Below are 21,638 nucleotides of genomic sequence, written 5' to 3' on the forward strand. Positions count from 1 at the left end.
TGCGCCCGGCTCCGCCGCGCTTGCGATCGCCACTGGGCCAGATGGTGGCGACCCGCTGCGCCCGGCTCCGCCGCGCTTGCGATCGCCACTACCCTGAGACCGTGCTGGACTTACGCGGCGATCCGATCGCGCTGACCGCGGCGCTGGTCGACATCCCCAGCGAATCGAGAAACGAAGCGCGCCTGGCGGACGAGGTCGAGGCCGCGCTGCGCGCGCAGGCCTCCGGCTTCGAAATCGTCCGCAACGGCAACGCCGTGCTGGCGCGAACCCGGCACCAGCGTTCGTCGCGGGTGCTGCTGGCCGGCCACCTGGACACCGTCCCGGTGGCCGGGAACCTGCCCAGCCATCGCGAGGGCGGCGAGCTGCACGGCTGCGGCACCGCCGACATGAAATCCGGGGACGCCGTCTTCCTCCACCTCGCTGCCACCGTCGCCGAACCCGTGCACGATCTGACGCTGGTGATGTACGACTGCGAGGAAATCGACGCCGCGGCAAACGGTTTGGGTCGCATCGAACGGGAGCTGCCGGACTGGCTGGCCGCCGACGTGGCCATCCTGGGCGAGCCGACCGGCGGCTACATCGAAGCAGGCTGCCAGGGCACCCTGCGCGTGGTCGTCAGCGCCACCGGGACCCGCGCCCACTCGGCGCGATCCTGGTTGGGGGACAACGCCATTCACAAACTGGGTGCCGTACTCGAGCGGCTGGCCGCATATCAGGCACGCAGCGTCGACATCGACGGCTGTACGTACCGTGAGGGCTTGTCCGCGGTGCGTATCGACGGTGGAGTGGCGGGCAACGTCATTCCCGATGCGGCCGCGGTGACGGTCAACTTCCGCTTTGCCCCGGACAGGTCGGTGGCCGACGCGCTACAACACGTGCACGACGTGCTCGCCGGGCTGGACGTGCACATCGAACAGACCGACGCGGCGGCCGGGGCGATGCCGGGGCTGTCCCAACCGGCCGCCAAGGCCCTGGTCGAGGCGGCGGGCGGCAACGTCCGAGCCAAGTACGGCTGGACCGACGTCGCCCGGTTTGCCGCGCTGGGCATACCGGCGGTCAACTTCGGTCCCGGCGATCCGAATTTGGCGCACCGGCGTGACGAACGCGTGGCGGTCGACAACATCACCGCCGCGGTGGACATGCTGCGCCGCTACCTGAGCGGCTAGGCACCACACCGCCGTGCCTGCGCGGCGGCGTCGGCGGCGGCCGCGTGCATCCCGATCGACGTCAGCTCGTCCGACACCGCCCGCAACGCCGCGGCATCGCCGGCGGTCAGCGCGCGGGCGTGGGCCAACGCGATTCTTCCTACGACACAATCGATCTCGTCGCAGAGCCGGGCCAACGGATCGGCGGCCCGGCTATCGCCCAGCCGCACGGCCTCGTGCCAGACACGCACCGCCACGGCCCGCTGCCCGCCGCGCTCGGCCGTGCGGGCGGCGTCGCGCGCGGCGGCCACCGCGCCGTGCGCGTCGCGCATCAACGCCAGCCGCCATGCCCGCGCCACCCCGAGCTCGGGCGCGAACAACGCCGACTTGGTTCCGTGCCGGGATTCGGCCCGGCTCAACGCTTTTGCCGCGGCCGCGGTATCGCCCAGCTGGGACAGCGCGGTGGCCAGCAGCGTCAGCGACAGCGGCCCCCACGAATAGCCGGTGCGCTCCAGGGTGGCGGCCGCCGGACCCAATAGCTCTGCCGTAGAAGCGAATTCGCCTTCGGTCAACAACACATGCGCCAGCAGCACCTCGCCGATCGCGCGGCCGGGCTGCTGCAGTTCGGCGAAGTCGGTGAACTGCCGGGCGAGCTGGCGGGCCTCGTCGAGCCGTCCCGCCAACAGCAGCGTGGTCGTCTGGGCCAGCCCGATGGTGAAGCGCAGCAGCCCGGGATGCTCGGCACCCAAGGCGCGCTGCGCCAACGGCTCGACGTCACCGAATCGGCCCTGCCGCGCCGCGCACAACGCGGCCGCGCTCCCGGCCCAGGCCACCGCCTGGTCATCGGCCGACGACGAGGTGAGCACTTCGTCGGCGACCTTGACCGCGTGCCCGACGTTGCCCGCGTTCATCGCGAAGGTTGCGCTCAGCGCGTCGAGGGTGGTCCGCGGGCCGGCCTCCGCGACGCGGTTGCGCACGGTCCGCAGGAACGCCGTCGCGCGCTCCGGCTCGCTGAGCATCCAGAACTGGTTCGCCGCCCGCAGCAGCGCCCAGTCCATCAGCGCGGCTTCGGTCAACCCGGTGGAGTCGACGTCGGCCAGCATCGCATCGGCCTCGCGGCCACGGCCCTGCCACGCCACCGCGTGGGCCAGCGCGAGCCGCGCCGCCAGAGCGCCGGAGCGCTCCAGCGCCGAGCGGGCCAGGCGCTCGCCCAGCGTCAGGTCACCCAGGCGGAGCGCCTGCTGCGCGGCGGCGACGACGTCGGCCGGCCGCGGGAGCGCGTCGCTGTCCAGCGCCAACGATACCAGCCGCAGCCGGTCGCTGAGATGGTCCGACGGGCGCTGCGCCATCAGTTCGACCAGCTCGGTGCGGCGTTGGCGCGCGTCGTCGGGGTCGAGCGCGGCGCGCGCCCGCTCGGCGAACAGCGGGTGGGCCGTATAGACGACCGGGTCCTCGGAGGCCCCGCCCCGCACCCGGGTCTCGGCCGCACCCCACTTGACCGCCTCGGCCACCGCGCCGTCGCCGGCCAGCACGGTCAGATCGGTGAGCGACAGCGGCTCGCAGACGGCGAGATACTCCAGCACCGACCGCGCCGGCGCGGGCAGTTCGGCGAGGAAGGTGTCGACCTCAGCGGGCGCCGTCGTGCCGCCGGGCGGCTCGATGTCGATCCGGTCGAGCAGGCCGTCGGTCCACAGCGCGGCGATCGCGTCGGGGGAGGACTCGGCGCGGGCGGTGACGATCAGCCGCGCCGCGCCGGCCCGCGCCAGCTGGTAGACCAGCGTTGCCGACAGCACGTCCAGATGTTGGGCATCGTCGACGACGAGCAGCAGGTCCTCGCCGCCCAGCGAGACGCGGGCGGCCCGCAGCAGCGCGGCCGGCTTGCCGATGTCGGCGATCTGCACCAGGTGGCTGAAGGCCCCGAACGGGACCGCGCGTTCGGTCGGGGTGCCGGTGACCCAGCGGACGAGGGTCTCGGGCTGCTGACCGGCGAAGTGCTCGGCGGCCACGCGGGCCAAGGTGGATTTGCCGACACCGTCGGGTCCCAACACCACCGCTCCCCGACCCCCGTCGGCCAAGGCCGCATCCAGCCGCTCTGAGGCCGTCGCATGTTGGGGGACGTTCCATCGAATCGGCACTGCCGGATTTTATGGCGCACGGGCCGTCGGCAAGGCGAAAGCCCCAGATATGACGGGCTATTGCGCTTGGTCTACCTTTGGCGGATATGCCCGGGGAACGCGATTCAGCCCGCGAGTGGGCGGTGTGTGTGTACTGCGCGTCCGGTCCGCAGCATCCCGAATTGCTCGGTGTCGCTGCGGAACTCGGCGAGGCGATCGCGGAGCGGGGCTGGACGCTGGTGTGGGGCGGTGGCCGCGTTTCGGCGATGGGCGCGGTGGCGAGCGCGGCGCGGGCCCGCGGCGGCCGCACCGTCGGCGTCATCCCCCAGGTCTTGATGCGCCGCGAGATCGCCGACGCGGACGCCGACGAGCTGATCGTGAGCGACACCCTGCATGAGCGCAAGCAGATCATGGAGGACCGCGCCGACGCGTTCATCGCGCTGCCGGGCGGCATCGGCACCCTCGACGAGTTGCTCGACACCTGGACGACGGCCTACCTCGGCCTCCACGACAAACCCATCGTCCTGCTGGACCCCGTGGGTCACTACGAAGGGCTGTGGATGTGGTTGTGCGGACTGCTGGATAGCGGTTACGTCTCCCAGGCGGCGATGGACCGATTGGTGCTGGTCGACAAGGTGAGCACCGCGCTGGACGCGTGCGCGCCCGGCTGAGCCCGCCGGCCGGTCCCAGCCCCTACTAGGCTGTCCGCCGAGCTTGACTTTTTGGAAACGAATCGAGGGGATCACGTGTCCGATCGTGACGGGGGAGCGCGCACGGCGGTCAAACTGACCGACATCGCATCTCGGGTGCCGGCCGTGCTGGCCGACCTGCCGGTGATCGCGCGCGGGGCGCTGACCGGGCTGCTGGCCCAGCCGGGCTCCAAGAAATCGATCGGCACGGTGTTCCAGGAGCGGGCCGCCCGTTACGGCGACCGGATCTTCTTGCGGTTCGGCGACCAGCAACTGACCTACCGCGACGCCAACGCGGCCGCCAACCGGTACGCCGCGGTGCTGGCCTCGCGCGGCGTCGGCCACGGCGACGTCGTCGCCATCATGCTGCGCAACTCGCCCAACGCCGTGCTGGCCATGCTGGCCGCGGTCAAGTGCGGCGCGGTCGCCGGCATGCTCAACTACCACCAGCGCGGCGATGTGCTCGCGCACAGCCTCGGCCTGCTGGAAGCCAAGGTGCTCATCGCCGAGACCGATCTGGTCAGCGCCGTCGCGGAGTGCGGGGGCTCGGGCGGCACCCAGACGCTCACCGTCGAAGACCTGGAGCGGTTCGCGGCGAGCGCCCCGGCCACCAACCCGGCGTCGGCTTCGGCCGTGCACGCCCGAGACACCGCGTTCTACATCTTCACCTCGGGCACAACCGGTTTCCCCAAGGCCAGCGTCATGACGCACCTGCGGTGGCTGAAGGCGCTCGCGGCGTTCGGCGGCATCGGGCTGCGGCTCAAGAGCGCCGACACCCTCTACTGCTGCCTGCCGCTGTACCACAACAACGCGCTGACGGTCGCGTTGTCGTCGGTGATCAACTCGGGGGCGACGCTGGCGCTGGGCAAGTCCTTCTCGGCGTCGAAGTTCTGGGACGAGGTGATCGCCAACGACGCCACGGCCTTCATCTACATCGGCGAGGTGTGCAGATACCTGCTCAACCAACCGGCCAAGCCGACCGACCGGGCGCACAAGGTGCGGGTGATCGCCGGCAACGGGCTGCGCCCGGAGATCTGGGACGAGTTCACGAAACGATTCGGGATCGCGCGCGTCTGCGAGTTCTACGCCTCCAGCGAGGGCAACGCCGCGTTCATCAACGTCTTCAACGTGCCCCGCTCCACCGGTGTTTTTCCGCTGCCGTTGGCCTACGTCGAGTACGACCCGGACACTGGCGCCCCGCTGCGCGGCGACGACGGGCGCGTGCGCCGGGTGCCGGCCGGGGAGCCGGGCCTGTTGCTCACCCCGGTCAACCGGCTGCAGCCCTTCGACGGCTACACCGACCCGGAATCCAGCGAAAAGAAGTTGGTGCGCAACGCTTTTCGTGAGGGCGACTGCTGGTTCAACACGGGCGACGTGATGAGCCCGCAGGGTCTGGGCCATGCCGCGTTCGTCGACCGGCTCGGCGACACCTTCCGCTGGAAGGGCGAGAACGTGGCCACCACCCAGGTCGAGGCGGCACTGGCATCCGACGAGTCCGTCGAGGACTGCACGGTCTTCGGGGTCGAGGTGCCGCGCACGGGTGGTCGCGCCGGGATGGCGGCGGTCAAGCTGCGCGACGGCGCCGAGTTCGACGGGCGGTCGTTGGCCCGTGCCGTCTACGAGCAGCTGCCCGGCTACGCGCTGCCGTTGTTCGTGCGGGTGGTCGAGTCGATCGAGCAGACCACGACCTTCAAGAGCCGCAAGGTGGAGCTGCGCGAGCAGGCCTACGGCCCCGACGTGGCCGACCCGCTGTACGTGCTGGCCGGACGCGACGACGGCTACGTGCCGTTCTACGACGAGTACCCCGACGAGGTCGCCGAGGGTAAACGCCCGTAGGGGGCGGCCGCGCCGATCAGTCGGTCGCGAGCGTGACCACACTGCGAGATGGCGAGTCGGATTTCGCAGTGCCGTTACGCTCGCGACCTGGCACTGCACGCTGTTCGGCGACCAGGCACCATAGACGCGTGCAATCGTCGTTCTGCGGCCGTCCCGTGTCAGCCGATCGCGCGCTGATCATGGCGATCGTCAACCGCACCCCGGACTCGTTCTACGACAGGGGCGCGACCTTCAGCGACGAGGCCGCCCGGACGGCCGTGCACCGGGCCGTGGCCGACGGAGCCGACGTCATCGACGTGGGCGGCGTCAAGGCCGGCCCGGGTCAAGAGGTCGACGCCGACACCGAGATCGCCCGGCTGGTGCCGTTCATCGAATGGCTGCGCGACGCCTATCCCGACCAGGTGATCAGCGCCGATACCTGGCGATCCGAGGTCGCCAAGGTGGCCTGCGCGGCCGGGGCCGACCTGATCAACGACACCTGGGCCGGCGTCGACCCCGCCCTGCCGGAAGTGGCCGCGGAGTTCGGGGCGGGTCTGGTGTGTTCGCACACCGGGAACGCGCAGCCGCGCACCCGCCCGTTCCGGGTGAACTACGGAACGAGCACGCGCGGCGTGGTCGACGACGTGATCGCCCAAGTCGCCGCCGCCGCCGAGCGAGCGGTCGCGTGCGGCGTGGCCCGCGACCGGGTGCTGATCGACCCGACCCACGACTTCGGCAAGAACACCTTCCACGGGCTGCTGCTGTTGCGCCATGTCGACGATCTTGTTAATACCGGGTGGCCCGTGCTCATGGCTTTGAGTAACAAGGACTTCGTCGGGGAGACTCTGGGTGTGGAATTGACCGAGCGGCTCGAGGGAACGCTGGCGGCCACCGCGCTCGCCGCGGCCGCCGGTGTGCGGATGTTTCGCGTGCACGAGGTCGCCGCCACCCGCCGGGTGCTGGAAATGGTGGCCTCGATCCAGGGGACGCGCCCGCCGGCCCGCACGGTGAGGGGGCTCGCATGACGATGTCGGACCTGGTCGCGGGCGATCTCGCCAGCGACGGGATGCTCGCCGCGAGGCCGGGGGACACCTGGCTGGCCGACCGCAGCTGGAACCGCCCGAGCTGGACCGTCGCCGAACTGGAGGCGGCCAAGGCCGGGCGGACCATTTCGGTGGTGCTGCCCGCCCTCGACGAGGAAGAAACCATCGAGTCGGTGATCGAAAGCATCTCACCGCTGGTCGACGGGCTGGTCGATGAGCTGATCGTGCTGGACTCCGGCTCGACCGACGACACCGAGATCCGGGCCGTCGCCGCCGGCGCCCGCGTCGTCAGCCGCGAGCAGGCGCTGCCCGAGGTGCCGATACGGCCCGGCAAAGGCGAGGCGTTGTGGCGTTCGCTGGCGGCCACCCGCGGCGACATCGTGGTGTTCGTCGACTCCGACCTGATCAACCCGCACCCGATGTTCGTGCCGTGGCTGGTCGGCCCCCTGCTCACCGGCGACAGCGTTCACCTGGTCAAGAGCTTCTACCGGCGGCCCCTCAATGTCGCCGATGTGGGTGGCAGTGCGGGTGCCACCGGCGGTGGGCGGGTCACCGAGCTGGTGGCCCGGCCGTTGCTCGCGGCGCTGCGGCCCGAGCTGGGCGGGGTGCTGCAGCCGCTCGGCGGCGAATACGCGGCCACCCGCGAGTTGCTGACCTCGGTGCCGTTCGCCCCGGGCTACGGCGTGGAGATCGGCCTGCTGGTGGACACCTTCGACCGGCTGGGTCTCGACGCGATCGCCCAGGTCAACCTGGGCGTGCGGGCACACCGCAACCGGCCGCTGGCCGAGCTGGGCGCGATGAGCCGCCAGGTCATCGCGACCCTGCTGTCACGCTGCGGGATCCCCGACTCCGGGGTCGGCCTGACCCAGTTCGTGGCCGTCGGGCCCGACGGTCAGGGCTACTCCCAGCACACCTCGCCGGTGTCGCTGGCCGACCGGCCGCCGATGCAGATGATCAGGCCCCGATAAGCCCCAAGGGGTCACGCTGGACATCGCCGCGTCGGCGGCATAGGGCAATATCGATCCCGTGGCGTTGGTGTTGCTGTACCTGGTGGTGCTGGTGCTGGTGGCGATCGTCCTGTTCGGCGCGGCCAGCCTGTTATTCGGTCGCGGCGAGCAGCTGCCGCCCCTGCCGAAAGGGACGACGGCGACGGTGCTGCCCGCCTACGGCGTGACCGGCTCCGACGTCGATGCCGTCAAGTTCACCCAGACGCTGCGCGGATACAAGACCAGCGAGGTGGACTGGGTGCTGGACCGGCTCGCCCGCGAGCTGGAGGCCCTGCGCGGCCAGCTCGCCGCGGTGCACGCCGCGCCCGCGGCCGAACAGGACACCGAGGACGATTCCGCGGAACCCGGCGAGGGCGAGGATCGTCAGGACTGAATGTGAGCGAAGACGAGCTGGTTCGGTGCAGCTGGGCGGCCATTCGGCCCGGGCCGGACTTCGAGATGTACCGCAACTACCACGACCAGGAGTGGGGTCGTCCGCTGCGCGACGGGGTGGCCCTGTTCGAGCGGATGAGCCTGGAGGCCTTTCAGAGCGGCCTGTCGTGGCTGATCATCCTGCGCAAACGGGAGAATTTCCGGCGTGCGTTCTCCGGGTTCGACATCGCGACCGTCGCCGAGTACACCGACGACGACGTGCAGCGGTTGATGGCGGACCAGGGAATCGTGCGCAACCGCGCCAAGATTGACGCGACGATCGCCAACGCCCGCGCGGCCGCGGAGCTGGGAACTCCGGCGGACCTGGCGGAGCTGCTGTGGTCGTTTGCGCCGTCGCCGCGGTCGCGCCCGGCCGACGCAACCCAAATTCCCTCGGCCACTGACGAATCGAAGGCCATGGCGCGTGAACTCAAGCGGCGTGGGTTCCGCTTCGTCGGTCCGACCACCGCCTATGCGTTGATGCAGGCGACCGGCATGGTCGACGACCACATCCGGGGTTGCTGGGTGCCCGCGACCGCCCGCTGAGCACACAGTTGTGGGTCTTTGTACGAGCGGTGACCTGGATAGGGAACAATGGAGGGGTGATAAGTCAGTTCGATGGCGGGCATGGCTTGAAGTTCGCTGGCGGGGCGTGCTCGGTGCCGACCAGGTCCGCGCGGGCGGGCCAGCTCGAACCTGGAGGGAGCACTCGATGGCGGCGATGAAGCCCCGGACCGGAGACGGTCCTCTGGAAGCAACCAAGGAGGGGCGCGGCATCGTGATGCGGGTACCACTTGAAGGTGGAGGTCGACTGGTCGTCGAGCTGACGCCCGACGAAGCCGCTGCCCTCGGTGACGAACTCAAGGGCGTCACGAGCTCCAGCTAGGGCTTGCCGCCGAACGAGAGTCGGCGGTGCTACGCACACACCTTCCGATAGATCTCCAGGGTCTGCTCGGCGACGTGGGCCCAGGAGAACTCCTCGACGCAGCGTTGGCGTCCTGCCTTGCCGTAGCGCTGCGCTTTTTCGCGGTCGGCGATGAGGTCGTTGACCGCCTCGGCCAATCCGGCCTGATAACCCGCCACATCGTCGGGGTCGTAATGCACCAGGGTCCCGGTGACCCCGTCTGCGACCACCTCCGGAATACCGCCCACATCCGAGGCCACCACCGCGGCCGCGCAGGCCATCGCCTCCAGGTTCACGATGCCCAACGGCTCATACACCGACGGGCACACGAAAACCGATGCGGCCGATAAGATTTCGCGCAATTCCCCGATGGGAAGCATTTCCCGGACCCAGAAGACGCCGGTGCGGCCGCGGGCCAGGGCGGCGACCGCATCCCGAATCTCGTCGGCGATCTCCGGGGTGTCGGGGGCCCCGGCGCACAGCAGCACCTGCGCCTCCGGGCTGAACCGGTGGGCGGCCGCCACCAGGTGCGCGAGCCCCTTCTGCCGGGTGATGCGACCCACGAACACCACCAGCGGGCGGGCGGGATCGACGCCGAGTGCGGCCAGCATCGACCCGGTCTGCGGTGGGGTCGCGGGGAACCAGACGTCGGTGTCGACGCCGTTGCGGATGACGTGTACGGCGCCGGGGTCCAGCGCGGGGTAGACGCGCAGGATGTCCTCGCGCATCGCGGAGCTGACCGCAATGACGGCGTCGGCGGCCAGCACCGCGGTGTGTTCGACCCAGGTCGAGATCCGGTAGCCCCCGCCGAGTTGTTCGGCCTTCCACGGGCGCAGCGGCTCGAGCGAATGCGCGGTCAACACGTGCGGGACGTCGTAGAGCAGCGCGGCCAGGTGCCCGGCCATGCCGGTGTACCAGGTGTGTGAATGCACCACGCTGGCCGCCGATGCCGCGGTGGCCATCATCAGGTCGGCGGACAGGGTCGTCATCGCCGCGTTGGCCCCCTGCAACCGCGGGTCGGGCTGGTGCACGTGCACTCCCTGGGCTTCCGGGCGGGGCGCGCCCATGCAATGCACGTCCACCGCGCACAGCCGGCGCAGGTGGCTGACGAGCTCGGTGACGTGTACCCCCGCCCCGCCATAGACCTCTGGGGGATATTCCCGAGTCATCATCGCCACCCGCATACCCGCACCGTAGTTCGGCGACGACGAGGGCCGTGAGTCGGGCGGGGTCGTCTGTTTGCCCGCAGACCCAAATACCTTGACGGACAGCCCCACAGAAGCGGGCAATGACGCCGTCCCCCTGGCAGCGTTTCGCGGCGGCCGATAGGTTTGACACCATGAGGGAAGCACCACACGTGCTGGGCATCGTCCTGGCCGGCGGTGAGGGCAAGCGGCTGTATCCGCTGACCGCGGATCGCGCCAAGCCCGCGGTTCCCTTCGGGGGCGCCTATCGGCTGATCGACTTCGTGCTGTCCAACCTCGTCAACGCCCGCTATTTGCGGATCTGCGTTCTGACGCAGTACAAGTCGCATTCACTCGACCGTCACATTTCGCAGAACTGGCGGTTGTCCGGCTTGGCCGGTGAGTACATCACGCCGGTGCCCGCGCAGCAGCGCCTCGGCCCGCGCTGGTACACCGGTTCGGCCGACGCGATCTACCAGTCGCTGAATCTGATCTACGACGAAGACCCCGACTACATAGTGGTTTTCGGTGCCGACCACGTGTACCGGATGGACCCCGAGCAGATGGTCCGGTTCCACATCGACAGCGGGGCCGGCGCGACGGTAGCCGGCATCCGGGTGCCCCGCAGCGAGGCCACCGCGTTCGGCTGCATCGACTCCGACGAGTCCGGGCACATCCGCCAATTCGTGGAGAAGCCGCTCGATCCGCCGGGCACCCCGGATGACCCTGAGACGACGTTCGTGTCGATGGGCAATTACATCTTCACCACCAAGGTGCTCATCGACGCGATCCGCGCGGACGCCGACGACGACCATTCCGACCACGACATGGGTGGTGACATCATCCCGCGACTGGTGGCTGACGGGATGGCCGCGGTTTACGACTTCAGCGACAACGAGGTGCCCGGCGCCACCGATCGTGACCGGGCCTACTGGCGGGACGTCGGAACGCTGGACGCGTTCTATGACGCCCACATGGACCTGGTGTCGGTACATCCGGTGTTCAACCTCTACAACAAGCGCTGGCCGATCCGCGGCGAGTCGGAGAACCTGGCGCCGGCCAAGTTCGTCAACGGCGGTTCCGCGCAGGAGTCGGTGGTGGGCGCCGGCAGCATCATCTCGGCGGCGTCGGTGCGCAACTCGGTGCTGTCGTCCAACGTGGTGGTCGACGACGGCGCGATCGTGGAAGGCAGCGTGATCATGCCCGGCGCTCGGGTCGGTCGTGGCGCGGTGGTGCGCCACGCGATCCTGGACAAGAACGTCGTCGTGGGGCCGGGCGAGATGGTCGGGGTGGATCTGGAGAAGGACCGGGAGCGCTTCGCGATCAGCGCCGGCGGCGTGGTCGCGGTGGGCAAGGGCGTCTGGATCTAGGGGATCTCCGGGATCAGCAGGTGCGCGCCGCGTTCCGGGCCCCAATGCAGGGTGACGCGCCCGCGCGGTGAGCTCTGGTAGGCCGCCGGGAATTGGCCCGTCAGCGGGTTTCTCGGGCACAACCAGCGCCCGGCGACCACCAGCCGCAGCTGCTCGCCCGCGCGGAACAACGTCGCCGACGGGCCCAGCGCGACGTTGACCTCGACCACCTCGCCGGCGGACACCGGCCGCGGATCGGTGCCGGTGGTGACGGGTTCTCCCGGGCGGGAAAGCTCGGGGTCCAGGGTGCGCAGCGAGACGCGCTGCCAGCCGGTGCTCACCCGGTCTCGACCGTAGCCATACGAGCCCTCGAATCCGACGAAGCGGTCCCCGCGCCACTTCTCCACCCCGACGAACAGGTTCGCGTCGTCGCAGCCGCTCAGCTCGACCCACAACCGGGCGGCCATCGGCCCGGTCAGCTCGATGTCGCCGGGAACCGTCCAGGTGAAAGATGCCGCGCGCGAACGTGTTCCGAATGTCACCCGGCCGGGATGCAAGGGAGGCTCGGACGTCAACACCCCGCTGGCGCCCAAATAGATTGGGCGCCACAGGGTTCGGTTCAGTGGCCACTCGGCCTCTTCGCGCACCGCCGCGACGGTATCGCGGTCCTCGCGTACCTCGAGGCGCACACTGCGCGAGGCGGGGGCGCCATTGAGCACACCGCGAAAGAACGCCAGCTGCTCGGCCAGCGCGTCCTCGGAGTAGAAGGTGGCCCACTTGCCGCCCCGATGCATGTAGAGCCGGGCGTGGCCGGACCCGCCGCGCGTGAACGCGCGGAGGGAGCCGCGGCTGTGCAGGTTGTTGTCGGACAGGCTCCCGCACACCAGCATGGGCACCGTGATCGAGGCCAGGTCCGGTGCCAGGGAGCGCCAGAACTCGTCGCGCTGCGGGTGGAGGTCCTGCATGCGTTCGAGGTCGTAGGTCTGCCGCGTAGCGCGTCGCACGTTTCGCGACCACATCCGGGTGAAGCCCCGCTCCCGGACACCGCCCGGAAACGTCAGGTCGTGGTAGGCGTCGGTGAAGCCTTCCCACGGACAGATCGCGCGCAGCGCCGGCGGCCGCAGCGCCGCGACGGCGTACTGGCTGATGGCCAGGTAGGACACCCCGAGCATGACGACGTTGCCGTGGCTCCACGGTTGGCCGGCGATCCACTGCACCAGGTCGTAGGTATCCTCGGCCTCTTGCCGCGACAGCAGGCTCCCGGTGCCGTCGGAGTGCCCGCAACCGCGCGAGTCGGCGTTCACCACGACGAAGCCCTGCGCGGTCCACCACGCCGGGTCGGGCGCCTCCCAGCCGGTCAGCGCCGAGAAGGCCACCGGCCGCGGCTGGCGCAGTACCCGGTACTGCGCGGAGAACGTCCACGTGTCGCCCCGCCGCTGCGGCAGGTTGTCCTTGCCGTAGGGGTGGATGCTGAGGACGACCGGTCGTGCTTCGGCGCCGGCATTGCGAAAGACGTTGATCCGCAACACCGTTCCGTCGCGCGTGGCGACGGCGACGTCGCGCTCGACCTCGAGGTCGGCGGGCGGGTCGGTGACGGTGACGGGTGGTCTGGCGACGCCGCGAATCCGGCTCAGTGCGTACCGCAGCCCACCGCGCCGTCGCCACGGGCGGTCCAGGGCCGGTAGCCGATTGGGCGCCACGGCAATACCCTAGGCGCGCCGGCTACCAGATGTAGGGAACCAACCGATAGCGCACGCGCTCGGCGTATTCGCGGTAGCCGGGCAATTCGTGAATGAGCAGCTTTTCCTCGTCAAAGATGCGCAGCGCGAGCACGATGGTGCCGGGGATGACGAAGAGCAGCCCCCAATACGAGTCGAGTGCCAGGGGGATGCCGATCATCATGATCACGTTTCCGACGTACATCGGATGGCGCACGAATTGATACAGGCCACCGGACACCACGGTCTGGTCCGCTTCCACCGTGACCGTGGCGCCGGCATAACTGTTCTGGACGATCACCAGCATGGCGATCCCGAGCCCGATCGCCACCAGCACGTCGCCGAGCAGCGACAGCCACGCCGGCACCGACGACCAGTCGAACCGATGGTCGAGCGCGCTGAAGACCATCGTCGCGAACAGACCCAGGAACGAGCCGGTGATGATGAATTTCTGAGCGGTTCTGGGTTCGGCCCGCGGGCCCGCACGCATGCGCCGCTGCAGGGCCGCGGGGTTGGCCCGGCTCAGGTAGACCGTGGGCACGATGGTCGCCACGGTGAACACGGCGATGAAGACCCACGCCTGCCAGTAGTGCAACGTGCCCGCCGGTAGAAGCAGGATCAAAACCCAGGAAAGAATGCCTCCGAGGGATGTCGTCGTCACGCGGATCCCGGTTTTCATCACGCTCCTAGCAGCGTAGATCGCGGCGCCGAAAAGCCATGGCACCCAGAACCACCAACCCTACGTCGATGGCCAGTAGCCATAGCAAGGGCACGGCGGTGAAATCAGCGCCAATTCTCGGGATGTGCCCGAACGGTTCGAGGTCGAGCAGCCACTGCGGGAACCGGGCCAACGATCCGATCAGGTACAGGGCGATGAAACCGATCAGCACGCCCCAGGCCACCGGTGTGAACCGCGGCGCGGCGCCGAAGACACCAACCGTCACGGCCGACAACAGCCAGACGGCGGGCAGTTGGACCGCCGCGCTTGCGACGACCGTCGCGAGTTTGCCGCCGACATCGCCGGCCGCGATGCCGTAGACAAACCCGGCGGTCAACCCGCTGGCCAGCATCGCCAGCGCGGACCCACCCAGTGCGGCCACCAAATAGCTTGCGAGCCAACGGGTTCGCGACACCGCCGCGGCCAACACCGTCTCGGCTCGCTGGGTGGCCTCTTCCTGGTGCAACCGTAGCGTGAGCGAGACGGCGAACGCGGCGGCCACCATGCCCATCATGGCGAACGCCACGGTGATGAAGGCATCCTCGAGGGCGCTGGTGCCGCCCATCCGGGCGACGATGTCGCGGGCCGCGCCGCTGTCGCCCAGCTCGTCGCCGATGCCGTGCACCACGCTGCCCACCAGCAGCCCGTACAGGCACAGTCCGACCGTCCACAGCAGCAGCGCCGCGCGGTCGAGGCGCCACGTCAGCCCGAACGCGTTGCTCAGCGCTGGCGAAGCGGTCGCGGGCCCGGGGCGTTCGGCGATGAGCCCGGCGCCGACATCGCGGCCGGCGAGCAGCCGATACGCTAGGAGGGTCAGCGCGGTCGCCGTCGCCAGGTGCAGCAGCAGCACCCACCAGCGATCACCCGCATACGGTTTGACCAGCAGCGACCACCCCAGGGGAGACAGCCACGACAACGCTCCCGACCCGGCGTCGCCGACGGCGCGCAGGGTGAACGCGGTTCCCAGGACGGCGAATGCGGCACCGCGCGCGAACCTGGCGCTGGGCGATAACTGTGCGGTCACCGCGGCGACCGCGGTGAACACGAGGCCGGAGCAGGCCAGCGCCGCCCCGAACGCCAGCGATCCGGCGGGCGGGACGTCGGTGCTCAGCAGGCCCGCCGCGCCGATCGCGCCGGTGCCGATCGAGGCCCCGAACGACAGCAGCAGCGCCGCGCTCAGGCTGGCATAGCGGCCGATCGCGGTCGAGTCCACCAACTCGGTCCGCCCGTTCTCCTCGTCGGCGCGGGTATGCCGGATCACCGTGAGGATGACGGCCACCGCGATCAGCACGTGGAACATCCCGGCTTTCCAAATCCCCACGGCGCCAAGGCTGTCGCTGTAGACCTGGCCATACAGCGCGCGCTGGGCCGGGCTGGCCATGATGGACGCGGCGAACCCGGCACGGCCGGCCTCGGTGGGGTAGATCTTTTCGATGCTGCCGACGTACACCGTCGCCAACGGCACCGACAGCAGAAACACCCACAGCGGCAACGAGACCCGGTCGCGGCGCAAGTAGAGCCGCAACATCGCAAGCGTTCCGGCAAAATTCGAACTGCGGGGCGGCGCAGGCGATGCCGACGCGTAAGGCCGGTCCAGTGTTGGCGCGCTCATGACAACGACACCTTTTCCGCGTCGCGCCCGTGCCGGCCGTCACGGCCGGAGGTGTCTCCGGACGTGTCATAGTGGCGCAAGAAGAGCTCTTCGAGCGTCGGCGGCTGGCTGACCAGGCTGCTCACGCCGGCGTCGCCGAGCACGCGGATGAGCTCGCCCAGGCTTTCGCTATCGACCTGGGCGCGCAGCGTATTGCCCTCGACGCTGACGTCCTCGACGCCTTTGATCCGCCTGAGATCGCCCGGGTCGCCGGTCATTTCGGCCCTGATCGAGGTGCGGCTCAGATGCCGCATGGAGTCGAGCGAACCACTTTCGATGGTCTTGCCCGCCCGGATGATCGTCACCCGTTCGCACAACGCTTCCGTCTCGGCCAGGATGTGGCTGGACAACAACACCGTCGTTCCCCGGTCGCGGGCCTGCGCCACGCACTGTTGAAACACGTTCTCCATCAACGGGTCCAGGCCGCTGCTGGGCTCGTCCAGGAGCAGCAGCCTGGCGTGGGACGAGAACGCCGAGATGAGGGAGACCTTCTGGCGGTTGCCCTTGGAATACGTGCGCGCCTTCTTGTGCGGGTCCAGGTCGAAGCGCTCGATCAGCTCCGCGCGGCGTCGCTTGTCGATGCCGCCGCGCATGCGGGCCAGTAGATCGATGGTCTCGCCGCCTGTCAGCGAGGGCCACAGCGTCACATCACCTGGGACATACGCGATTTGGCGATGCAGCGCGACGGATTGGGTCCAGGGATCACCGCCCAGCAACCGCACGCTGCCACTGTCGGCTTTCACCAGACCCAACAGGATGCGGATGGTGGTGGACTTTCCGGCGCCGTTGGGGCCGAGGAAGCCGTGGACTTCCCCTTCCTGCACGGTGAGGTCGAGGCCGTCGAGTGCCCGCACCGCGCCGAAATTCTTGGTGAGCCCTCGGATCTCGATCGGGGCAGAGCCGACGGATTTTCAGTTGCCATGGGATTTTCCTTGATCTTCGGCAGCCAGGAACGCGTCGTACATGGTCCGGCCGGTCAGCAATCCTTCGGTGTAGACCTCGAGGGCGGGCAGGATCATCTCACGCGCGTAGTCGCGCAGCACCGCGCGAAGATCCGTTGGTGTTTCATGCATTTGGATGTAGAGAAGGAACCCGCCGCCGCCGGTGATCGCCATATATTTGGCGCGGGCCTGGGGATCGCGGCTGGGCTTGATCGTCCCGGCGCGCACACCCTCTTCCATGTATTCTTGCGCGTTGTCAATCATCCTGCGCCACATCATGTTCGCCAGCTCGCCGCCGGTCTGCATGCTGCGCACCAGGTATGCCATCAGCGGTGCGTACTCCTCGATCTCGGCCATCTGGGTGAACCAGGTGGCCGGGTCGTTGGATTGGAGTGCCTCGGACTTGGTGTTGCGGATCTCCTCGGCGATGTGGTCCTCGCAGGCCTTGCGCAGGCCCTCCTTCGAGCCGAAGTGGTGGATCACTAGCGCGGCACTCACGCCCGCCGCTTCGGCGATGGCACGAAGCCCGACGCCGAATCCGTGCTCGCCGAACTGCTCGATGGCCGCATCGCGGATTCGGGCCGCGGCCGTCAGGTCGGCTGAACGCATGTTCAGTACGCTAAACGCACGTTCAGTCCGCGGTCAAGGATGACTCGCGTCAAGAATGCGTAAAAGTGTGCGAATTCAGTCGCGAACCGCGGCCAGGATGCCGTCGCCGAGCGGCACCAGCGCCGGGGTGAGCCGCTCGTCCTCGGCGATGAGGCGGGCCGCCTCGCGCACCGCCACCACCTCGGCGTCGCGGGCAGCCGGATCGCCGGCCCGCCCGCCCAGCGCCGCCCGGTGCACCACGATCACGCCGCCGGGGCGTAGCAACCGGACGCCCTCGACGACGTAGTCCGGCTGATCGATCGGGTCGGCGTCGATGAACACCAGGTCGTAGGACTCGTCGGCGAGCCGGGTGAGCACCTCTTGGGCGCGCCCGCCGATCAGCCGGCTGCGCGACGGGCCGATGCCGGCCTCGGTGAACGCCTGCTTGGCCAGCCGCAGGTATTCGGGCTCGATGTCGATCGTCGTCAAGACGCCGTCATCGCTCATGCCCGACAGCAACCACAGCCCGCTGACGCCCGCGCCGGTGCCCACCTCGGCGACGGCCTTGCCGCCGCTCAGCTTGGTCAGCAGGCTCAACAACGCGCCCACGGCCGGCGTCACCGCGCCCGCGCCGATGTCGACGGCACGCTCGCGGGCGGCCGCCAACACCGCGTCCTCCGATATCGATCCCTCGGCGTGGGCAAAGAGCGATTCGGCCCGACTGGGCGCTGTTTGGCCAGGGGCTTCTGCGTCGGTGCCGTCCATGCCCGCAGCGTATTCCAATTGATCGCGCGAACCGACAGGCGCGCCTAAAACCGCACGCCGGCGACACGCCCAACCGGCCCGGTGCGTTTAAGGTCACCGTGCGATGGATATTTCCTGCACAGCGCAGGTAACGAAACGGTTTCTCAGGCTCAGCTCAGACTGTTCATATACCGCACATACGCCGATACGCGACGGTGTCCGTATGGATCGCGGAGCGCGTTGGGCGGGGAATACCGAATGGCAGCTGCCTGTTGCCGTCAATGACGAAGTGCCAGTGATCGGCACACCCGATTCGGAGGAATTGATCATCACCACCTTGCTCAGCCCGTCCAGCATGTCTCACGCGCAGGAGCGCCCCACCGACGAGTGGGTGGAGCCGGCGGATGCTCCGCAGGGGACCGCGGTTTTCGACGCGACCGGGGACAAGTCGGCCATGCCGTCGTGGGACGAGCTGGTTCGTCAGCACGCCGACCGGGTGTACCGGCTGGCCTATCGGCTTTCCGGCAACCAGCACGACGCCGAGGACCTCACCCAGGAGACCTTTATCCGGGTTTTCCGGTCGGTGCAGAACTATCAGCCGGGCACGTTCGAAGGGTGGCTGCACCGCATCACCACCAACCTCTTCCTCGACATGGTGCGCCGGCGCGCGCGCATCCGGATGGAGGCACTGCCCGAGGACTACGAGCGGGTGCCCGCCGACGAGCCCAACCCCGAGCAGATCTACCACGATTCACGGCTCGGCCCTGACCTGCAGGCGGCGCTGGATTCGCTGCCGCCGGAATTCCGTGCGGCCGTCGTCCTGTGTGACATCGAAGGTCTGTCCTACGAGGAGATCGGTGCCACCCTGGGCGTCAAGCTCGGGACCGTGCGCAGCCGCATCCACCGCGGACGCCAGGCCCTGCGTGACTACCTCGCCGCCCACTCCGATCGGCACGAGCTGCGCGCCCAGTCGGCGTAGGCAGCGACCGCCCGCCTGTCTCGGCAGCGGAGCGATCAGGTAGATATTCAGCGGCTTTGCGCCCGTAGCTGCGCTATTGCCCACCGGCTCGCGCTACATTCGAGAGGAGGCGGCAAGGACAATGAGTGGCAAGGAGCTGGTGATGCCCGATCGAGGACATGTGTTCCGCCGCGCGTTCTCCTGGCTTCCCGCCCAGTTCGCCTCCCAGAGCGACGCGCCCGTCGGCGCACCCCGCCAGTTCGGTTCCACCGAGCACCTGTCCGTCGAGGCGATCGCCGCGTTCGTCGACGGCGAGCTGCGGATGAACGCCCACCTGCGGGCCGCGCATCACCTGTCGATGTGCCCCCAGTGCGCGGCCGAGGTCGACGATCAGAGTCGGACGCGCGCGGCGCTGCGCGATTCGCACCCGATCCGCATCCCCAGCACGCTGCTCGGCATGCTGGCTGACATTCCCTACGATTCGCCCGACGACTCGACCGCACCGGCATCCGACGGTTTCGCCGACCGCGATGCCCGCGAGCGTCGCAAGCGTCGATAGCGATCGGACTCGCTGCGCAATCGCCCCACTCGCTCGTTCATGTCGACCCACGACGCGCCGTGGATACTAGGGTGGACACGGACAACGCCGCTGCCGCACATATCGGCCGGTAAAGGCCCGTCTCGAGCGCTCAAGTAGAGGATCCAAAAGGGATAACGTGACCTCCGACCAAGGCTTCGACCGAAGCAATGACAGCGGCAACCGCCTAGCGCCGCGCCCCGTCTCGCGTCCGCCGGTCGACCCCGCATCGCGTCGGGAGTTCAGTCGTCCCGACGGGCTGCGCGGGTCGTTCGTGGCCGAGCGCGTCCGCCCGCAGAAGTACCGGGACCAGTCCGAATTCCGGCCGAGCGATCGTCCGGCCGACCCCGTCCTCCAGGAGGCCTTCCACCGGCCGCAGGGCAGCCTCGATTCGCTGCAGCGCCACCCCGTGGACGTCGGCGCGCTGGCCGCCGAGAAAGACGGCGGGGAGCCCGACGAGCTGGACGATCCCTGGCGGGATCCGGCGGCCGCGGCGGCCTTGGGAACCCCGGCGGTCGCGCCATCGACCTCGCGCTCCGCGCTGGGCTACGGCGGCAAACTGGGTGTGCGCGACGTGCTGTTCGGCGGCCGGGTGTCCTACCTGGCGTTGCTGGTGTTGGCGCTGATCGCGTTGGTCATCGGCCTGATCGGCGGGGTGGTGGGCCGCAAGACGGCCGAGGTCGCCGAGGCGTTCACCACCTCCAAGGTGACGCTGTCGACCAACGGCAACGGGGAAGGCCCGGCCGGGCGCTTCGCCAAGGTGGCGTCGGCGACCGCGAACGCCGTGGTGACCATCGAGTCCAAGAGCGACCAGGAGGGCATGCAGGGCTCCGGCGTCGTCATCGACGGGCGTGGCTACATCGTCACCAACAACCACGTCATCTCCGAGGCGGCGAACAACCCCAGCCAGTTCAAGACCACCGTGGTGTTCAACGACGGCAAGGAAGTGCCCGCCAACCTGGTCGGGCGCGACCCCAAGACCGACCTGGCGGTGATCAAGGTCGACAACGTCGACAACCTGAGCGTGGCGCGCCTGGGTGATTCCGACAAGGTGCGGGTGGGCGACGAGGTCCTCGCCGCGGGTGCGCCGCTGGGGCTGCGCAGCACCGTGACGCACGGGATCATCAGCGCGCTGCACCGGCCGGTCCCGCTGTCCGGGGAGGGCTCGGACACCGACACGGTGATCGACGCCCTGCAGACCGACGCGTCGATCAACCACGGCAACTCCGGCGGCCCGCTGATCGACATGGATTCCCAGGTGATCGGCATCGACACCGCGGGTAAGTCGTTGTCCGACAGCGCAAGTGGGCTCGGCTTTGCGATCCCGATCAACGAGGCCAAGGAAGTTGCCCAGACCTTGATCCGGGACGGGAAGATCGTGCACCCGACGCTGGGCGTCAGCACCCGCTCGGTGAGCAACGCGATCGCCTCCGGCGCCCAGGTCGCCAACGTGAAGGCAGGAAGTCCGGCGCAGAAGGGCGGCGTCCTGGAAAACGACGTCGTCGTCAAGGTGGGGAACCGCAAGGTCGCCGACGCCGACGAATTCGTGGTCGCGGTGCGGCAACTGACCATCGGCCAGGATTCCCCGATCGAGGTGGTCCGCGATGGCCGGCACGTCACCCTGACGGTGAAACCGGACCCGGATAGCGGCTAGATGTTCGCCAACGTCGGCTGGGGAGAGATGCTCGTCCTCGTCGTGGTCGGGTTGGTGGTCCTCGGCCCCGAGCGGCTTCCCGGCGCCATCCGGTGGTCGGCCAACGCGTTGCGCCAGGCGCGCGACTACCTGAGCGGTGTGACCAGCCAGTTGCGCGAGGATCTCGGTCCCGAGTTCGATGACCTGCGCGGTCCGCTCAGCGAATTGCAGAAGTTGCGGGGCATGACCCCGCGCGCCGCGCTGACCAAGCACCTGTTGGACGGCGATGACTCGTTCCTGACCGGAAACTTCGACAAGCCGGTGAACGGGGATGCGTTGGAGACGCCGCCGCCCGCCCCTCCCGCACCGGCGAACGGACAACCGCTCGGAGCGGAACAGCAGACGGGCGGCCACACGCCGTTCGACACCGACGCAACCTGAACCGGCCC

General features: G+C 69.2%; 21 protein-coding genes. 13 read left to right on the top strand and 8 right to left on the bottom strand.

Annotated features, from left to right (window positions below; all coding sequences use genetic code 11):
* Positions 1-101: 101 nt before the first annotated feature.
* Positions 102-1,166: a succinyl-diaminopimelate desuccinylase gene (gene dapE / locus JF781_RS01400; protein ID WP_225330213.1), complete on the top strand. Its 1,065-nt coding sequence runs from the start codon at positions 102-104 to the stop codon at positions 1,164-1,166.
* On the opposite strand, the gene JF781_RS01405 is transcribed toward dapE, so the two are convergent.
* Positions 1,163-3,280 carry an AAA family ATPase gene (locus JF781_RS01405; protein WP_225341132.1) on the bottom strand — a complete coding sequence of 706 codons (2,118 nt, stop codon included), beginning with the start codon at positions 3,278-3,280 and terminating at the stop codon, positions 1,163-1,165. The genes dapE and JF781_RS01405 overlap by 4 nt on opposite strands.
* 86 nt (positions 3,281-3,366) lie before the next feature.
* On the opposite strand from JF781_RS01405, the gene JF781_RS01410 reads away from it, so the two are divergent.
* From JF781_RS01410 to JF781_RS01440, 7 genes are all read left to right on the top strand, one after another.
* Entirely contained in the window at positions 3,367-3,930 is a 564-nt protein-coding gene (locus tag JF781_RS01410) for a TIGR00730 family Rossman fold protein (protein WP_225330164.1), read from the top strand.
* Between the two features lie 75 nt (positions 3,931-4,005).
* Positions 4,006-5,784 carry a long-chain-acyl-CoA synthetase FadD6 gene (gene fadD6, locus JF781_RS01415; RefSeq protein ID WP_225330165.1) on the top strand — a complete coding sequence of 593 codons (1,779 nt, stop codon included), beginning with the start codon at positions 4,006-4,008 and terminating at the stop codon, positions 5,782-5,784.
* Between the two features lie 179 nt (positions 5,785-5,963).
* Positions 5,964-6,788: a dihydropteroate synthase gene (gene folP / locus JF781_RS01420; protein ID WP_225330180.1), complete on the top strand. Its 825-nt coding sequence runs from the start codon at positions 5,964-5,966 to the stop codon at positions 6,786-6,788.
* Entirely contained in the window at positions 6,785-7,774 is a 990-nt protein-coding gene (locus JF781_RS01425; protein ID WP_225330166.1) for a glucosyl-3-phosphoglycerate synthase, read from the top strand. Before folP ends, JF781_RS01425 begins: the two co-directional genes overlap by 4 nt.
* A gap of 58 nt (positions 7,775-7,832) precedes the next feature.
* Entirely contained in the window at positions 7,833-8,186 is a 354-nt protein-coding gene (locus tag JF781_RS01430) for a DivIVA domain-containing protein (protein ID WP_225330167.1), read from the top strand.
* A 2-nt stretch (positions 8,187-8,188) separates the two neighbouring features.
* A complete protein-coding gene (tag, locus tag JF781_RS01435) occupies positions 8,189-8,770 on the top strand; it encodes a DNA-3-methyladenine glycosylase I (RefSeq protein WP_225330168.1) in 582 nt (193 codons plus the stop codon).
* A 166-nt stretch (positions 8,771-8,936) separates the two neighbouring features.
* Positions 8,937-9,110, top strand: coding sequence for a DUF3117 domain-containing protein (locus tag JF781_RS01440; RefSeq protein ID WP_003878471.1), 174 nt, complete (start codon positions 8,937-8,939; stop codon positions 9,108-9,110).
* Positions 9,111-9,139: 29 nt separating this feature from the next.
* Here JF781_RS01440 and glgA read toward each other — a convergent pair whose 3' ends face one another.
* On the bottom strand, positions 9,140-10,312 hold the full coding sequence (gene glgA, locus JF781_RS01445) for a glycogen synthase (protein ID WP_225330169.1): 1,173 nt from the start codon (positions 10,310-10,312) through the stop codon (positions 9,140-9,142).
* 155 nt (positions 10,313-10,467) lie between these two features.
* Here glgA and glgC point away from each other — a divergent pair, with 155 nt between their 5' ends.
* Positions 10,468-11,682 carry a glucose-1-phosphate adenylyltransferase gene (glgC, locus tag JF781_RS01450; RefSeq protein WP_225330170.1) on the top strand — a complete coding sequence of 405 codons (1,215 nt, stop codon included), beginning with the start codon at positions 10,468-10,470 and terminating at the stop codon, positions 11,680-11,682.
* On the opposite strand, the gene JF781_RS01455 is transcribed toward glgC, so the two are convergent.
* The 6 genes from JF781_RS01455 to JF781_RS01480 all read right to left on the bottom strand — a co-directional run bounded on the left by JF781_RS01455 (position 11,679) and on the right by JF781_RS01480 (position 18,042).
* Positions 11,679-13,361 carry a CocE/NonD family hydrolase gene (locus JF781_RS01455; protein ID WP_225330171.1) on the bottom strand — a complete coding sequence of 561 codons (1,683 nt, stop codon included), beginning with the start codon at positions 13,359-13,361 and terminating at the stop codon, positions 11,679-11,681. The two genes, glgC and JF781_RS01455, sit on opposite strands and share 4 nt — an antisense overlap.
* Positions 13,362-13,383: 22 nt before the next feature.
* On the bottom strand, positions 13,384-14,058 hold the full coding sequence (locus JF781_RS01460; RefSeq protein WP_225330172.1) for an isoprenylcysteine carboxylmethyltransferase family protein: 675 nt from the start codon (positions 14,056-14,058) through the stop codon (positions 13,384-13,386).
* Between the two features lie 7 nt (positions 14,059-14,065).
* A complete protein-coding gene (locus tag JF781_RS01465; RefSeq protein WP_225330173.1) occupies positions 14,066-15,709 on the bottom strand; it encodes an ABC transporter permease in 1,644 nt (547 codons plus the stop codon).
* Entirely contained in the window at positions 15,706-16,638 is a 933-nt protein-coding gene (locus tag JF781_RS01470; protein WP_225330181.1) for an ABC transporter ATP-binding protein, read from the bottom strand. Before JF781_RS01470 ends, JF781_RS01465 begins: the two co-directional genes overlap by 4 nt.
* 21 nt (positions 16,639-16,659) lie before the next feature.
* The gene (locus JF781_RS01475) at positions 16,660-17,298 is read right to left on the bottom strand and encodes a TetR/AcrR family transcriptional regulator (protein ID WP_225330174.1); all 639 of its coding nucleotides are present in this window, start codon (positions 17,296-17,298) and stop codon (positions 16,660-16,662) included.
* Positions 17,299-17,373: 75 nt separating this feature from the next.
* Entirely contained in the window at positions 17,374-18,042 is a 669-nt protein-coding gene (locus tag JF781_RS01480) for an O-methyltransferase (protein WP_225330175.1), read from the bottom strand.
* A gap of 202 nt (positions 18,043-18,244) precedes the next feature.
* Between JF781_RS01480 and sigE the strand changes: the two genes are divergently transcribed.
* The 4 genes from sigE (at position 18,245) to tatB (ending at position 21,630) form a co-directional block, all read left to right on the top strand.
* On the top strand, positions 18,245-19,000 hold the full coding sequence (gene sigE, locus JF781_RS01485) for an RNA polymerase sigma factor SigE (RefSeq protein WP_225330176.1): 756 nt from the start codon (positions 18,245-18,247) through the stop codon (positions 18,998-19,000).
* A 142-nt stretch (positions 19,001-19,142) separates the two neighbouring features.
* A complete protein-coding gene (gene rseA / locus JF781_RS01490) occupies positions 19,143-19,538 on the top strand; it encodes an anti-sigma E factor RseA (RefSeq protein ID WP_225330182.1) in 396 nt (131 codons plus the stop codon).
* 157 nt (positions 19,539-19,695) lie between these two features.
* Positions 19,696-21,210 carry a S1C family serine protease gene (locus JF781_RS01495; protein ID WP_225330177.1) on the top strand — a complete coding sequence of 505 codons (1,515 nt, stop codon included), beginning with the start codon at positions 19,696-19,698 and terminating at the stop codon, positions 21,208-21,210.
* Positions 21,211-21,630, top strand: coding sequence for a Sec-independent protein translocase protein TatB (tatB, locus tag JF781_RS01500; protein ID WP_225330178.1), 420 nt, complete (start codon positions 21,211-21,213; stop codon positions 21,628-21,630).
* Positions 21,631-21,638 lie beyond the last annotated feature (8 nt).

This window comes from Mycobacterium sp. WUMAC-067, assembly GCF_020217485.1.
Taxonomy (GTDB): Bacteria; Actinomycetota; Actinomycetes; order Mycobacteriales; family Mycobacteriaceae; genus Mycobacterium.

Excerpts from the sequence above, each read along its gene's own strand:
- JF781_RS01410 (WP_225330164.1), top strand. The coding sequence starts at position 3,367 with ATGCCCGGGGAACGCGATTCAGCCCGCGAGTGGGCGGTGTGTGTGTAC.
- folP (WP_225330180.1), top strand. The coding sequence starts at position 5,964 with ATGGCGATCGTCAACCGCACCCCGGACTCGTTCTACGACAGGGGCGCG.
- JF781_RS01425 (WP_225330166.1), top strand. The coding sequence starts at position 6,785 with ATGACGATGTCGGACCTGGTCGCGGGCGATCTCGCCAGCGACGGGATG.
- JF781_RS01440 (WP_003878471.1), top strand. The coding sequence starts at position 8,937 with ATGGCGGCGATGAAGCCCCGGACCGGAGACGGTCCTCTGGAAGCAACC.
- glgA (WP_225330169.1), bottom strand. The coding sequence starts at position 10,312 with ATGCGGGTGGCGATGATGACTCGGGAATATCCCCCAGAGGTCTATGGC.
- glgC (WP_225330170.1), top strand. The coding sequence starts at position 10,468 with ATGAGGGAAGCACCACACGTGCTGGGCATCGTCCTGGCCGGCGGTGAG.
- JF781_RS01460 (WP_225330172.1), bottom strand. The coding sequence starts at position 14,058 with ATGAAAACCGGGATCCGCGTGACGACGACATCCCTCGGAGGCATTCTT.
- JF781_RS01465 (WP_225330173.1), bottom strand. The coding sequence starts at position 15,709 with ATGAGCGCGCCAACACTGGACCGGCCTTACGCGTCGGCATCGCCTGCG.
- JF781_RS01475 (WP_225330174.1), bottom strand. The coding sequence starts at position 17,298 with ATGCGTTCAGCCGACCTGACGGCCGCGGCCCGAATCCGCGATGCGGCC.
- JF781_RS01480 (WP_225330175.1), bottom strand. The coding sequence starts at position 18,042 with ATGGACGGCACCGACGCAGAAGCCCCTGGCCAAACAGCGCCCAGTCGG.
- sigE (WP_225330176.1), top strand. The coding sequence starts at position 18,245 with ATGGATCGCGGAGCGCGTTGGGCGGGGAATACCGAATGGCAGCTGCCT.
- rseA (WP_225330182.1), top strand. The coding sequence starts at position 19,143 with ATGCCCGATCGAGGACATGTGTTCCGCCGCGCGTTCTCCTGGCTTCCC.
- tatB (WP_225330178.1), top strand. The coding sequence starts at position 21,211 with ATGTTCGCCAACGTCGGCTGGGGAGAGATGCTCGTCCTCGTCGTGGTC.